General features: G+C 61.8%; 13 protein-coding genes. 2 read left to right on the top strand and 11 right to left on the bottom strand.

From position 1 onward, the window contains the following. Positions 1-174: 174 nt before the first annotated feature. Positions 175-411, top strand: coding sequence for a DUF3820 family protein (locus tag L9B60_RS06165; RefSeq protein WP_249679674.1), 237 nt, complete (start codon positions 175-177; stop codon positions 409-411). A gap of 126 nt (positions 412-537) precedes the next feature. On the opposite strand, the gene L9B60_RS06170 is transcribed toward L9B60_RS06165, so the two are convergent. The 3 genes from L9B60_RS06170 to zwf are packed head-to-tail and all read right to left on the bottom strand — an operon-like array spanning position 538 to position 3,402. Beyond that, positions 538-1,215 (bottom strand): bifunctional 4-hydroxy-2-oxoglutarate aldolase/2-dehydro-3-deoxy-phosphogluconate aldolase, encoded by a 678-nt coding sequence (locus L9B60_RS06170; RefSeq protein ID WP_249677257.1) that lies wholly within the window; start codon positions 1,213-1,215, stop codon positions 538-540. 17 nt (positions 1,216-1,232) lie between these two features. After that, the gene (gene pgl / locus L9B60_RS06175; protein ID WP_249677259.1) at positions 1,233-1,946 is read right to left on the bottom strand and encodes a 6-phosphogluconolactonase; all 714 of its coding nucleotides are present in this window, start codon (positions 1,944-1,946) and stop codon (positions 1,233-1,235) included. Next, positions 1,933-3,402, bottom strand: a complete 1,470-nt coding sequence (gene zwf, locus L9B60_RS06180) for a glucose-6-phosphate dehydrogenase (RefSeq protein WP_249677261.1) — start codon at positions 3,400-3,402, stop codon at positions 1,933-1,935. Before zwf ends, pgl begins: the two co-directional genes overlap by 14 nt. Positions 3,403-3,613: 211 nt before the next feature. Here zwf and hexR point away from each other — a divergent pair, with 211 nt between their 5' ends. After that, the gene (hexR, locus tag L9B60_RS06185) at positions 3,614-4,474 is read left to right on the top strand and encodes a DNA-binding transcriptional regulator HexR (protein ID WP_249679675.1); all 861 of its coding nucleotides are present in this window, start codon (positions 3,614-3,616) and stop codon (positions 4,472-4,474) included. Here hexR and L9B60_RS06190 read toward each other — a convergent pair. From L9B60_RS06190 to L9B60_RS06225, 8 genes are all read right to left on the bottom strand, one after another. Then, positions 4,467-5,315 carry a D-hexose-6-phosphate mutarotase gene (locus L9B60_RS06190; RefSeq protein ID WP_249677263.1) on the bottom strand — a complete coding sequence of 283 codons (849 nt, stop codon included), beginning with the start codon at positions 5,313-5,315 and terminating at the stop codon, positions 4,467-4,469. The genes hexR and L9B60_RS06190 overlap by 8 nt on opposite strands. Before the next feature lie 197 nt (positions 5,316-5,512). Then, positions 5,513-6,868 carry a carbohydrate porin gene (locus L9B60_RS06195; protein WP_249677265.1) on the bottom strand — a complete coding sequence of 452 codons (1,356 nt, stop codon included), beginning with the start codon at positions 6,866-6,868 and terminating at the stop codon, positions 5,513-5,515. Between the two features lie 91 nt (positions 6,869-6,959). Next, on the bottom strand, positions 6,960-8,120 hold the full coding sequence (locus tag L9B60_RS06200; protein ID WP_249677267.1) for an ABC transporter ATP-binding protein: 1,161 nt from the start codon (positions 8,118-8,120) through the stop codon (positions 6,960-6,962). A gap of 3 nt (positions 8,121-8,123) precedes the next feature. Beyond that, positions 8,124-8,969 carry a carbohydrate ABC transporter permease gene (locus L9B60_RS06205; RefSeq protein ID WP_249677269.1) on the bottom strand — a complete coding sequence of 282 codons (846 nt, stop codon included), beginning with the start codon at positions 8,967-8,969 and terminating at the stop codon, positions 8,124-8,126. Beyond that, entirely contained in the window at positions 8,962-9,870 is a 909-nt protein-coding gene (locus tag L9B60_RS06210) for a carbohydrate ABC transporter permease (RefSeq protein WP_249677271.1), read from the bottom strand. The genes L9B60_RS06205 and L9B60_RS06210 overlap by 8 nt, the downstream gene beginning before the upstream one ends. Before the next feature lie 96 nt (positions 9,871-9,966). Then, the gene (locus L9B60_RS06215) at positions 9,967-11,247 is read right to left on the bottom strand and encodes an ABC transporter substrate-binding protein (RefSeq protein ID WP_249677273.1); all 1,281 of its coding nucleotides are present in this window, start codon (positions 11,245-11,247) and stop codon (positions 9,967-9,969) included. 128 nt (positions 11,248-11,375) lie between these two features. After that, positions 11,376-12,617 carry a D-mannose isomerase gene (locus L9B60_RS06220; protein ID WP_249677277.1) on the bottom strand — a complete coding sequence of 414 codons (1,242 nt, stop codon included), beginning with the start codon at positions 12,615-12,617 and terminating at the stop codon, positions 11,376-11,378. Between the two features lie 233 nt (positions 12,618-12,850). Next, on the bottom strand, positions 12,851-14,254 hold the full coding sequence (locus L9B60_RS06225) for an ATP-binding protein (RefSeq protein ID WP_283780629.1): 1,404 nt from the start codon (positions 14,252-14,254) through the stop codon (positions 12,851-12,853). Positions 14,255-14,260: the final 6 nt, after the last annotated feature.

A 14,260-nucleotide genomic window follows, 5' to 3' on the forward strand; every position in this document is an offset into this window, starting at 1 on the left:
TACGTAGGTATTGAGCAGCCTTCGTGCCAGCTTTTATAAACAAAAATAATCGTTATATTTCAATGTGTTATATATTAAATGAACTAACCGACTCCAGCGTTCTGCATGATCTGTCATTTGGCCTGCATGCAGAATGCATGTATTTTGAAAAACGGTTTTCAAAGGCTCCCCTGCATGAACCCAGAAATGCTCGAACTGCTGATCACTCAGCAAATGCCGTTTGGCAAATATAAAGGGCGCATCCTTGCAGATTTGCCCGGGCCCTATCTCAATTGGTTTGCGCGCGAAGGGTTTCCCAACGGGCAATTGGGCGGGTTGCTGGCGTTGATGCAAGAGATCGACAGCAATGGCTTGGCCGATTTGTTGGAGCCGCTGCGCAAGAAGCACAATCGACCGGCGCCCAGGCATTAGGTCGGCGGCTCTTTTCGCGGATAAATCCGCCCTTACAGGGCTATGCGATCAACCGCGAAAAGTTCAGGCAAAAAAAAGGGGCGCGCCGACCAAGCGCACCCCAAAAGCCATGAAAAACGGTTTGAATCAATTCAGCAGGGCCAAGGCCTCTGCAGTGCATTCCTGAATACGCGCCCAGTCACGGTTTTTGATCCAGCTGCTGTCGAGCATCCACGAGCCGCCCACGCACATGACGTTCGGCTGGGACATGTAGTTGACCAGATTGTTAGGCCCCACACCGCCAGTAGGGCAGAAGCGAACGTCACCGAACGGCCCGCCAAAGGCCTTGATCGCTGCCACGCCACCGCTCACTTCGGCCGGGAACAGCTTGAAGCGACGATAGCCCAGCGCATAACCCATCATCAGTTCCGACGGGCTGCTGATGCCTGGCAGCAGCGGCAACGGGCTTTCCACGCCAGCCTCGAGCATGTCCTGGGTCACGCCCGGGGTCACGGTGAATTGCGAACCTGCGTCCTCGGTTGCCTTAAGCATGTGGCGATCGAGCACGGTGCCCGCGCCCACCAGCAGCTCGGGGCGCTCTTGGCGCAACAGCTTGATGGCCTTGAGGCCCAACGACGAGCGCAGGGTCACTTCCAGTGCAGTCAGGCCGCCAGCGGCCAGGGCATCGGCCAACGGCAGAATGTCTTCTTCACGGGCGATGGTGATCACCGGAAGGATTTTCGCCTTGGCGGCCAGCGCATCGATTAGGGCAATCTTGTCCGCCATGCGGTTTTGCACCAGCTGTTGTTTTTCGAGGGTCGTCATCGCGGCTGATCCTTGGCTCAGGGGCACCAGTAAATATCCAGGGGGGAGTGTAAAAAGGCACGGATCGGCATCGCCGCGACATCGTCGCCGGCAAGCGCATCGCGCAGGGTGTTCAATTTGCCCGAGCCCTGCACCGACAACACCGTGTGGCGGGCAGTGGCCAGCAGCGCACGGGTCATGGTCAGGCGTTGATGCGGCACGGTCGGCGCCATCATCGGCAGGCAGCGACGCTCGCCGGTCTCGGCCAAGGCTTCGGTCAGGTTCGGGCTGCCCGGGAACAGCGATGCGGTATGACCGTCATCACCCATGCCCAGCACCAGCACGTCAATGGGTGGCAACTCTGCCAGCAGCGAGTCTGCCTCGTCGGCGGCCTGCTCCTGGGTCTTGGTGGTGGTGTACAGGCTGACAAAACGCGCCTTGGCCACCGCGCCCACCAGCAGGTAGCGCTTTAGCAGGCCGGCGTTGCTGTCGGCATGTTCCACCGGCACCCAGCGCTCATCGGCCAGGCTGATTACCACCTTGGACCAGTCCAGCGCCTGGCGCGCCAGGCACTGGAAGAACATGACCGGGCTACGGCCACCGGACACCACCAGGGTAGCGACACCCTGCTGGTCGACCGCGCCGCGCAGTTGTTCGGCCACCTTGCTGGCCAAGGCATCGGCGAGCAGCGGTGGGCTGGCAAAGTCGTGCGCCACGACGTTGCCGGGCAGTTGCAGATTAGATGTCGCCATACCAAGACCTCCCATCGCGGGTAATCAGTGCAATCGAGCTCATCGGCCCCCAGGACCCCGCCGCGTACGGCTTGGGCGCATCGCCAGACTTCTTCCAGCCGGCGATCAACTGGTCGCACCACTTCCACGCATATTCGATTTCATCTTTACGGACAAACAGGTTCTGATTGCCCTGCATCACTTCCAGCAGCAAACGCTCGTAGGCATCCGGGATGCGCGCACTGCGGTAGGTGTCGGAAAAATTCAATTGCAGCGGGCCACTGCGCAGTTGCATGCCCTTGTCCAGGCCTTGCTCCTTGGTCATCACGCGCAAGGAAATACCTTCGTCCGGCTGCAGGCGGATAATCAGCTTGTTGCTGATTTGCAGGCGCTGCTCGGGGGCGAAGATGTAGTGCTGCGGTTCCTTGAAGTGGATGACGATCTGCGACAGCTTTTGCGGCATGCGCTTGCCGGTACGCAGGTAGAACGGCACGCCGGCCCAACGCCAGTTGCGGATGTCGGCACGCAGGGCAACGAAGGTCTCGGTGTCGCTCTGGGTGTTGGAGTTCTCTTCTTCCAGGTAACCCGGCACGGCCTTGCCTTCGCTGTAGCCGGCGATGTACTGGCCGCGCACCACCTGGGTGGTCAGGCCTTCGGCGCTGATCGGCGCCAGGGCCTTGAGCACTTTCACTTTCTCGTCACGGATACTGTCGGCCGACAGTTCGGCCGGCGGGTCCATGGCGATCAGGCAAAGCAACTGCAGCAAGTGGTTCTGGATCATGTCGCGCAGTTGGCCGGCCTGGTCGAAGTAACCCCAACGGCCCTCGATGCCAACCTTCTCGGCCACGGTGATTTCCACGTGGGAGATGTAATTCTGGTTCCACTGGGTTTCGAACAGGCTGTTGGCGAAACGCAGCGCAATCAGGTTCTGTACGGTTTCTTTGCCCAGGTAGTGGTCGATGCGGTAGACGCGGTTTTCCGGGAAATACTGCGCCACGGCGTCGTTCACCCGGCGCGAGGACGCCAGGTCATGGCCAATGGGTTTTTCCAGTACCGCACGGGTGCGCTCGGTGAGGCCGGCCTTGGCCAGGTTTTCGCAGATGGCGCCGTATACGGCCGCTGGCGTGGCGAAATAGGCGATCAGTTGCTCGGACTTGCCCACGCGCTCGGCCAAGGTGACGTAGTCGGCGGCGTTGAGGAAGTCGACGTGCACGTACTCAAGGCGCGCCAGAAAGCGCTGCAGCGGTGCGTCCTCGATTTGTTCGGCCGTGACAAAAACCCGTAGATGCTCTTCGATGGAGGCCAGGTGTTCCTGCTCGCTGCCCGGCTCGCGAGCCAGGGCGAGGATGCGCGTATCATCGTGCAGAAGGCCTGCGCGGTCGAGCTGGTACAGGGCCGGGAACAGCTTGCGCAGTGCCAGGTCGCCCAGCGCGCCAAACAAGGCAAAGGTGCAGGGTTCTACGGAAGTCGAAGGCATGATGTTTGTTCTTTTATCAAGTTAGACTACAAATACCTTTTTTCAAGGCGTCATTCAAGGGAAAATGTAGTAATAACCACAACATTTAGCCCGTAAAACAGATTCGGGTGGAGATCGCACCAAGCCCTCAGTACGATAGGCCACCCGTGAAAATCGTCGCGCCGCCGCTCAAGCGGGCAGTATCTCGACCCAAGGACATAACATGGACCGCGTGCGAAACCTCCTGGAGCAGATCCAGGGCCGCCTCGAAGACTTGAACAAGGCCGAACGCAAGGTCGCCGAAGTCATCCTGCTCAACCCGCAACAAGCCACCCGCTTCAGTATCGCGGCGCTGGCCCAGGCAGCGTCGGTCAGCGAGCCGACCGTCAACCGATTCTGCCGCTCGTTTGGTGTCAGCGGCTACCCCGAGCTCAAATTGCAACTGGCGCAAAGCCTGGCCAGCGGCGCGGCCTATGTCAGCCGTGCGGTGGAAGCCGACGATGACCCGGCGGCCTACACCCAGAAAATCTTCGGCAGCGCCATCGCCTCGCTCGACAGCGCCTGCCAGGCGTTGGACCCGCAACTGGTCAGCCGCGCGGTCGACATGCTGATCCAGGCCCGGCAGATCCATTTCTTCGGCCTGGGTGCCTCGGCCCCCGTGGCCCTGGATGCCCAGCACAAGTTTTTTCGCTTCAACCTGGCGGTGTCTGCCCATGCCGACGTGCTGATGCAACGCATGCTGGCGTCGGTGGCGCACACCGGTGAACTGTTCGTGATTATCTCCTACACCGGCCGCACCCGTGAACTGGTCGAAGTGGCGCGCCTGGCGCGGGAGAACGGCGCCTCGGTACTGGGCCTGACGGCGGCTGGCTCGCCGTTGGCCAAGGCGTGCAGCATGAGCGTGCACATCCCGCTGCCCGAAGACACCGACATCTACATGCCGATGACCTCGCGCATCATTCAGTTAACCGTACTCGATGTTTTGGCAACCGGCATGACCCTTCGTCGCGGAGTGGACTTCCAGCCGCACCTGCGCAAGATCAAGGAAAGCCTGAACGCCAGCCGCTATCCGGCCGACGACGAACTCAACTGAGCAAACGTGCCTGAAGGCTCAAGTGGGCCTTCTCGCCGGGCGCAAGTGTCAGGTACTCGTCGCCGCCGCTGACGGTTTCAACGCAGACAAAGCCTTGGCTTTCGTTGTTTTTGACACCCAGCAACGGCCGAGCGCCCGGGTGCCACACACAGGTTTCATCATTGTGATCGGTGTCGATGGCCAGCCGCCGCGCCCAGGCACGGTCTTCCAGTTGCAACGCCCCAACCCCGCTGAACACCCGCTGGCAGGCACCGCTCACGTGCAGGTCGCCGTCCTGCCGGCAGGGCTGGCGGCTGAGCTTGTCGTAGCCGTCCAGGCCATCGAAGCCTGCAAGCGACACTTCGCTGATATCCCCGATGCGCCAGTAAGCCAGCAACGCGTGGCTCAACTGGCACGGCTCGATGTCCTGGTGCTCAGTGCTCAGGCGCAACTCCATGGCATCGCCCAGGCGCGCGTGCAAGTCGACCTGCCAGTCGCACAACGACAGCCGCCAATGCAGGCTCACGCCGGCCTCATCTTCTTGGCTATCTTGCAGCTTCCAATCCACCAGGCGGCCCCAACCGTGCGCCGGCCACATGCCCTCGCTAGGGTGGCGGCCGTGCCACGGCCAGCACACCGGCACCCCGCCACGGATGGCCCCGGTTTGCGGCCAGGTGGCCGAACACCACAACCAAGGCTTTTGCCCGGCCGGCTGGAAGTGCAGCAATTGCGCGCCCTGGCGGCTGAACACCGCCTGGCACCGCGGGTGGTCGATAACGAGCACGTCGCGATGCTGAAACCGTTCCCATTCGAACGTCGGGCGCTGTCGCTGCGATTTGAAGAAGCGCTGAAGCGGGTGCATTTGAGTTCCTGAAACAAAAAATGCGGGGCCAACTGCCCCTCTGTAGGGGCGGATTGATCCGCGAAAAGATCGCCGCGTTTTTTCAGATGAACAGCGGTGATCTCTTCGCGGATGAATCCGCTCTTACACAGGATATACGGTTTCCCAAAAAAAACGGGCGGCCAAGCCGCCCGCAAAGCGCACACATCAAACCTTGATCAGAACTTGGACTGGATCTTCAGGCCGGCCACGATCGCGTCATCCACCTGGTCAACACCACCTGGGTGCTTGATGTACTGCAGGTTGGGACGCACGGTCAGCCAGTTGGTCACGTGGAAGCCGTAGTAAATCTCGGCGTCGTACTCGGTTTGCTGCACGGGCAGGTAACCTGGGTTGTCGTAGTCGTCGATACCGCTGAGCTGGTTGACCAGGCGCGCGCGGTCTTGTGCATCATCGTTGACGTGGATACGGCCGATACCAACGCCGATGTCATCCTTGGGCCGCGAATCGAAGGCGCCCTTGTACACGATGCCCACCTGTTGGTAGTTGTCGATGTAGTTGGTGGCCTTGTCATGCACGGTGAAGTTGGCGAACACGCTGAGGCCGCGGCTGGCATCGCCGTTGTGGGTGGTCAGCTGTTGCTGCGCCACGATCCACCAGCCGTGCTTGCTGCCGTGTTCCTTGTAGGTGCCCGACACCGGCTGCGGCTGGCCATCGGCGCCGTCGTAGACGTCGTCGGCCTTGGCGGTGCTGTAGTAGTAGCCCAGGCGGTACTCGCCCGGCAGGCCATTGACGTTCGGCGACCACACGCCTTCAACGGGGAAAATCGTACCCTTGGTGCCGCTGCCATTGAGCTTGAAGCCGTTGCCGGTTTCCAGGTTGGACGGGTTCTGGTTGTACGCACCCACCTGCATGTAGAACTCAGGCGTGATGTTGTATTTGACACGGCCGGCCCACTGGCTGACTGGCCAGTTGTACCAGATGCCGCCGACCCAGTTACCCACTTGCGAGCCGCAAAAGGTCAAGTTCTGGAAGTCGCACGGGAAGCTGTTGAAGTCTTCGCCCGGGCCGAAGCGGCCGACCTTGATGTCCAGCGCGCCGTCGAAGTACTTCTGCTTGATCCACATCTGGGTCAGGCGCCAGGTCTGGCCACGGCCCCAGACTTCCTGGGAGGAGCTGAGGGTGCCGGCACGCGGGTCGCCGATGCGGTCGTTGGAGATGTTGCGGCCACTACGCTCGGTGATCGTCAGCTTGGCGTCGGTGTCCTTCCAGCCCATGATCTTGTTCAGGTCGAAGGCCACGCCCAAGGCGAACTGGTCGCTGTAGCGCGCGGTGGTGTCGTCGTTGTAGCCGCCCTTGAGGTTACTGCCGACTTCGCCCACGTATTCCAGGGAAAAATCATACCCCTTGTTCAACAGGTCGGTGCGCGCGCCACCCCAGTCGCCGAGCATCCACGGCGACTCCGGGTCGAATGCGTCGTAGGCGTGCGCAGTGCCTGCCAGGCTGAGGGCGCTGAGCACCGACAGTTGCACCAGGCGGTTACGTGCCGACTTTTTGTTTGTACGCTTGTCCATCCCTTGCTTCCTCGTCTTTATTCTTATTGGTTGTGTGTTTAACGCGGTTTACATCAATGGCACCGGCTGACAGGCCAGCCGGCGCGGATTCTCAACGGCCCTTGAACTGCGCCACGTTGTCGGCTTGAACCTTGGCCTGCGGGCGCCCCACCACCCCCAGGCGCTCGCCGGTCTGGGCATCGAACAGCAAGACCTTGGCCGGGTCGAACTGCAGGTTCAGGGTTTCACCCACCTGCGGCGCCACGTCGGGTGCCAGGCGGCAGCAGACCTTGGTGCCGTTCAGGTTGACGAACACCAGGGTGTCCGGGCCGGTGGGCTCGGTAACCTGTACTTCGGCGCGAATACTCGGCAAGCCCGTCGCCTCGGTGGGTGCCAAGGTGATCTGCTCCGGGCGCATGCCCAGGATCACTTCACGGTCTTCAAGGCCGGCGTCGTTGATGTCCATCGGCAGCTCGCAGCGCGCCTGGCCGCTGTCCAGCAGCGCCTGCAGGCGGCCATCCTTGCGTTGCAGGCGCAGAGGGATGAAGTTCATCGGCGGCGAACCGATGAAGCTGGCCACGAACAGGTTGGCCGGGTCGTTGTAGATCTGTTTGGGCGTGCCGAACTGCTGGATGATGCCGTCCTTCATCACCGCCACCTTGTCACCCAGGGTCATGGCCTCGATCTGGTCGTGGGTCACGTACACCGTGGTGGTCTTCAAGCGCTGGTGCATCAACTTGATCTCGGTACGCATCTCTACGCGCAATTTGGCGTCAAGGTTGGACAGCGGCTCGTCGAACAGGTAGATCTTGGGCCGGCGCGCCAGGGCCCGGCCCATGGCCACGCGCTGTTGCTGGCCACCGGACAATTGGCCAGGCTTGCGGGTGAGCAGGTGCTCGATTTGCAGCAGCTTGGCCACGCGGGCCACTTCCTCGTCGATGGCGGCTTGCGGCATCTTGCGAATCTTCAGGCCAAAGGAAATGTTTTCACGCACGGTCATGGTCGGGTACAGCGCGTAGCTCTGGAACACCATGGCGATGTCCCGGTCCTTGGGGCTCATGCCGCTGATGTCGGCGCCATCCACCACGATGGCGCCGCCGCTGATGTTTTCCAGGCCCGCGATGCAGTTCATCAGGGTGGATTTACCGCAGCCCGACGGGCCGACCAAGATCAGGAATTCACCCGAGTCGATCGACAGCTGGATGTTTTTCAAGGTGTCGGGCAGGCCGGCACCGTAGGTCTTGTTTACGTTACGCAGTTCGAGCGTTGCCATGTTCTACCCCTTGACCGCGCCGGCAGTGAGCCCACGCAGGAAATACTTGCCGGCCATGATGTACACCAGCAGTGTTGGAAGGCCGGCGATCATCGCGGCAGCCATGTCTACGTTGTATTCCTTGGCGCCGGTGCTGGTGTTGACCAGGTTGTTCAGCGCCACCGTGATCGGCTGGGCATCGCCGCTGGCGAACACCACGCCGAACAGGAAGTCGTTCCAGATCTGGGTGAACTGCCAGATCAGGCAGACCATGATGATCGGGATCGACATCGGCAACAGGATCTTGTTGAAGATGGTGAAGAAGCCCGCGCCGTCGAGCCGCGCAGCCTTGACCAACGCATCCGGCACGCTCACGTAGTAGTTGCGGAAAAACAGCGTGGTGAAGGCCAGGCCGTACACCACGTGCACCAGCACCAACCCTTGGGTGGTGTTGGCCAGGCCGAACTGGCCCAGGGTGAAGGACGCCGGCAACAGCACGGTCTGGAACGGCAGGAAGCAGCCGAACAGCAGCAGGCCGAAGAACAGTTGCGAGCCGCGAAAGCGCCACATCGACAGCACGTAGCCGTTCATGGCACCGATGAAGGTGGAGATCAACACGGCGGGCACGGTGATTTTCACCGAGTTCCAGAAGAACCCGCCCACGTCGTCCCAGGCCTTGACCCAGCCGATGCCGGTGATCACGTCGGGCCAACTCAGCAGGTTGCCGGTGCGGATGTCGTCGGGGGTCTTGAAGCTGGTGAGCAGCATCACCACCAACGGGATCAGGTACACCGCGGCCGCCAGGATCAGGGTGGCGTAGATCGCCACGCGGCTGAAGGTGAGCGACGATTTGCGGTAGGCACTAGTCATTGCGCTTGCTCCTCAGCTCCGAGTACAGGTACGGCACCAGGATGGCCAGGATCGCGCCCAGCATCAGCATGGCGCTGGCCGACCCCACGCCCATCTGGCCGCGGCTGAAGGTAAAGGAATACATGAACATGGCAGGCAAGTCCGAGGAGTAGCCCGGGCCGCCGGCGGTCATGGCTGCCACCAGGTCGAAGCTCTTGATGGCGATGTGCGCCAGGATCATGAACGCACTGAAAAACACCGGGCGCAGGCTCGGCAGCACGATCTTCAGGTAGATGGCCGGTAGGCTCGCGCCATCGACTTGGGCGGCGCGGATGATCGACTGGTCAACGCCCCGAAGGCCAGCCAGGAACAGCGCCATGACAAAACCGGAGGCCTGCCACACGGCGGCGATCACCAGGCAGTACACCACGCGGTCCTGATCGATCAGCCAGTCCAGGCGAAAGCCTTCCCAGCCCCAGTCGCGCAGCATCTTGTCCAGGCCCAGGCCTGGGTTGAGCAGCCATTTCCAGGCGGTACCGGTGACGATCATCGACAGTGCCATCGGGTACAGGTAGATGGTGCGCAGAAAGCCTTCGCGGCGGATGCGCTGGTCCAGCAGCACGGCCAAAAACACCCCCAGCACCAGGCTGATGCCGATGAACATACCGCCGAACAGCGCCAGGTTCTTGCTCGCCACCCACCAGCGGTCGTTGTCCATCAAGCGGGCGTACTGCTCCAGGCCGACCCACTTGTAGCTCGGCATGAAGCTGGAATTGGTGAACGAAAGAATGAACGTCCAGAAGATATAACCATAAAAACCGACCAGCACGATCAGCATGCTTGGCGCCAGCACCAACTTGGGAAGCCAGCGTTGCAGCGCATCGAACGGCGAGGCCTTGCTGAACACAGCCACAGAGCTCATCGGGAACATCCAGAATGAAAAAGTGAATCGGCACCCATCGCCTGCACCGGAGGACGGGGATCACCCCGGCGCAGGCTTTGGAAAGCGGGTCGAACCTTACTTGGCAGCCTTGATCGACGAGTACATCTGCTTGGCGGCCTTGGCCGGGTCAGCGTTCTTGTCGCTCATGAAGTTGGTCACCACGTCGAAGATCGCGCCCTGCACGGCCAGCGAGGTAGCCATGTTGTGCGCCATGCTCGGCTCCAGCTTGCCGGCCTTGTCGGCGGCGGCGAAGTCTTTGGCCGAGGCCTGGCCACAGCTGTCGAACTTGGTCATGTCCAGGTCGTTGCGAACCGGGATGGAGCCTTTGTTCTGGTTGAAGACGTACTGGAATTCCGGCTCCAGTGCGACCTTGGCCAGGTCGTCACGTGCAGCATTGTTGCCGGGGGTATCGTTCTTCTTGGCCAGCTTGAACATCGCCAGGGAGTCGATGTTGTAGGTGTAGCTGCCTTGGGTGCCAGGGAACGGCACGCACTCGTAGTCGGTACCGGCTTTCTTGCCGGCCGCGCTCCACTCGCTCTTGGCCCAGTCGCCCATGATCTGCATGCCGGCCTTGCCGTCAATGACCTTGGCCGCTTCCAGGTTCCAGTCCTGGCCGGTGCCGTTGGGGTCCATGTAGCCTTGCAGTTTTTTCAGCGCGGTGAAGACCTGGGTCATCTGCTCGCCGGTGAGGGTTTTCTCATCCAGGTCGATGAAGGCTTTCTTGTAGCCGTCGGCACCCATGATGCTCAGCACCATGTCTTCGAACACGGTGCTGTCCTGCCATGGCTGGCCACCGTGGGCGATCGGGATCAGGCCGGCGGCCTTGAGCTTGTCACCGGCGGCATAGAGTTCTTCGAGGGTGGTCGGGGCCTTGGCGATGCCAGCTTTCTTGAACGCTTCGGGGTTGATCCACAGCCAGTTGACGCGGTGGATGTTCACCGGCACGGCCACGTAGTGGCCTTCGAACTTCATGGTGTCGGAAACGGTCTTGGACAGCAGCTTGTCCCAGTTGTTGGCCTTGGCCACGTCGTCGACGTTGGTCAGCAGGCCCAAGGCGCCCCACTCTTGAAGGTCCGGGCCTTTGATCTGCGCGGCAGAAGGCGGGTTGCCAGACACGGCGCGGGTTTTCAGCACGGTCATGGCGGCGGCGCCACCACCCCCGGCAACGGCACTGTCCTGCCAGGTGTAGCCGTCCTTTTCGACCAGCTGTTTCAGTACACCCACAGCCTTGGCTTCACCACCGGAGGTCCACCAGTGCACGACCTCGACATTACCTTTGCTGTCAGCAGCATGGGCAACGAGGGGGAACAGAGTGGCAAGGGAAATGACAGCGGCGAGGCGATTGATCGCATTCATCGGAGTACCTTTTCTTGTTGTTATGCATGCAAGTCTGGTGCTTGCGCTGCACAGGAGTTTAAACAGGGTGATCCAACTTGCAGGTAACGAAGCGACGGGCAAATGTCACCAACCCGTGACATTGCCGCTCAGGCTTGTGCCAGAGCGGTTGCAAGGCTAGGCGCAAGTGGTAGGCAGGGTAGCAAAACGGCTTGCAGGGCGTGGTAAAGGTCGGCTTTGCCAGACCACACCAGGCTGCTGGGGCGGTTTTTTTCATCCAGCTCATGGTGCCAACTGCCCTGCTCGCGATCGATCAGAAAAGTCTCGCTGAAGTCCCAGAATTGTCGGTACCAGGCTTCATACTGGGGTTGGCCGGTTCGCTTGAGCAGCGACGCCGCCGCCGCACTGGCTTCGCAATGCACCCAGTGCATGCGTTGGCGTACTACCGGGTGGTTGTCCCAGTCCAGGGTGTAGACCACGCCCGGCGCGCCATCCACGCTCCAGCCATGGCGGCAGGCACTGTCGAACAATTTGGCCGCGTCGCCCACCAGCCACTGCGGCACCAGCAGGGCCGCCTGATTGCGCGACGCCTCGAGGTGCAGCAACAGCCGCGCCCATTCAAAGCCGTGGCCGGGCGTGGTGCCATAGGGGCGAAAGCCGTCGCCTGGGTTGTCGTGGTTGTACTCGAGCTGCGGCTGCCAGTGGCGATCGAAATGTTCGATCACCATAAAGTCGTTGCCAGCGGCATGGGTATGGATGACTCGCTCGACGATGCTCAATGCCCGGTCCAGCCAACGGCGCTTGCCCGTCACGTCGGCCAGCGCCAGGAAGGCCTCCACCGAGTGCATGTTGCTGTTGGCGCCGCGGTAGGCCTCTTCGTAGCTCCAGTCGCGGCGGAAGGACTCGCGCATGGCGCCCTCCTCTTCGCACCAGAACTGTTGCTCGATGACCTTGATCGCTTCCTCCAGCAACGCCTTGGCGCCGGGGCGGTCGGCCACCACGGCGGAGCTTGCGGCCAGGGCGACGAAGGCATGCAGGTAGGCGGCCTTGCCGGTGTTGCCGTCCTGATGGTACGCGGCGGCAAACCAGCCGCCATGCTTGGCATCGCGCAACGGCCCGAGCAGCGACTTGACCCCATGGTCCACTAGCGCGGCGCAACCGGGCACGCCCATGACATGGGCCATGGCGAAGCTGTGGGTCATGCGCGCGGTGTTCATGGTTTCGGCGTAGGCACCCACCTTGAGCACCCCGCGATCATCAAGGTTGCCAAAGCCATCGACGAGCTTGGCCGCCTTGGCAAACTGCAACAGGCGTTGGCCTTCGGCCGTGAGCCAGGCGCGGTGAGCGGGCGCGTTCAGCCAACTGGCGAACGGCAGATCGAACGTTTCCATGGAGGACCTTTTCTTGTTATTTGACCCCGCCAGGCAGAGAGCCTGGAATGCGCTGAGTCTAAACAAGGGTGGGGATCGTGCAGGTAACGAAGGTGCAGGGTAATGTCACCAGCCTGTGACATAAGCAGATATCGTGTAGGAGCGGATTCATCCGCGAAAAGGCCGCCGCAGTTTTTCTGCAAGATCACCTGTGCGTTCTTCGCGGATAAATCCTACAGCGGGCGTGCATTCATTCAGGTGCGGGGCAGGTAGAGCGTGACGCGCAGGCCCCCTTCTCGCAGGTTTTGCAGGCTCACCTCGCCGCCATGGCTATGGGCAATGTTGCGGGCGATGCCCAGCCCCAGGCCATACCCCTGCTGCTGCCCGGCCAGGCGAAAGTGCGGTTCGAATACTTGCTCCAAACGCTGCTGTGGCACGCCCGGCCCTTCGTCGTCCACGTGCAGCACAAAGGCGTCGCCGTCATCTTCGACGAACAGGTGCGCACGCTGGCCGTATTTCAAGGCATTGTCGATCAGGTTGCCCATGCAGCGCTTCAAGGCCAGCGGCTTGCCCGAGTAGCTGAAGTGCGCCGCGCCCTCCAGGGTCACGCGGCCGTTGCCACCGGGCGCCAAAAACGGCTCTACCAGGCAATCGAGCACCTGGTTGAGGTCGACCTTCTCGATGTTCTCGTGGATGTCCGTGTCTTTCACACATTGCAGCGCACCCTTGACCAGCAGTTCCAACTCGTCCAGGTCGCGGCCGAACTTGGCTTCCAACGCTTCATCCTCCAGCAGTTCCACGCGCAGGCGCAGGCGGGTGATGGGCGTGCGCAGGTCGTGGGAAATGGCGCTGAACAACTGGCTGCGCTCGGTGAGGTATCGGCTGATGCGTTCGCGCATGGCATTGAACGCCCGGCCCACGTCTTCCACCTCGCTGCCACCGCCCTCAAGCTTGGCCTCGTCCACCTGGGTGGCCCCCAGGGACATGTCTCGCGCGGCGCGGGCCAGGCGTTTGAGCGGGCGGCTTTGCCAGTGCACCAACAGGCCGATGAACAGCAGCAGGAACGAGCTGGTGAGCACGATGAACCACACCTGCTGCGACGGCAGGCCCTCTTCCTCGAGGCTGGTGTAGGGCTCGGGCAGCAAGGAGGCGATGTACAGCCACTCGCCTTCGGCCAGGCGGATTTGCGTGACCAGCACCGGCGGGTTGACCGGCTCCAGGGTCAGCGCGTAGTGGGCCCAGGAACGCGGCAACTCACTCAGGCTCAGGCCGCTGTTGAAGATGCGCAGGTCATCGGGGCTGACAAACTGCACCGAGATATTCACCTGGTCGCCCAATTGCCCGTGCAGCACTTCATCCACCGCTTCCAGCACCGCGGTCTTGCGTGGGGTGGGCGGTAGCACGCGCATGTCCAGCGGCTTGTCATTGAGCGACACCACGAACCGCGTGCCGCCCATGCTGCGCAACTGGTCGAGCACCAGTGGCCGATACGCCAGGGGCAACGAACGGAAATAACTGACGCTGGCCGACATCGAATGGGCCAGGCTGCGCGCGGCCGTGACCAGGCCCTCAAGCTGGGTGGCACGCAGTTGCGACAGCCAGATGGCGCTGGCCAGGCTTTGCGCCAGCAGCACCACCAACAGGGTCAGCAGCAGCATGCGCCC

The sequence above is a fragment of the Pseudomonas abieticivorans genome, assembly GCF_023509015.1.
GTDB lineage: Bacteria > Pseudomonadota > Gammaproteobacteria > Pseudomonadales > Pseudomonadaceae > Aquipseudomonas > Aquipseudomonas abieticivorans.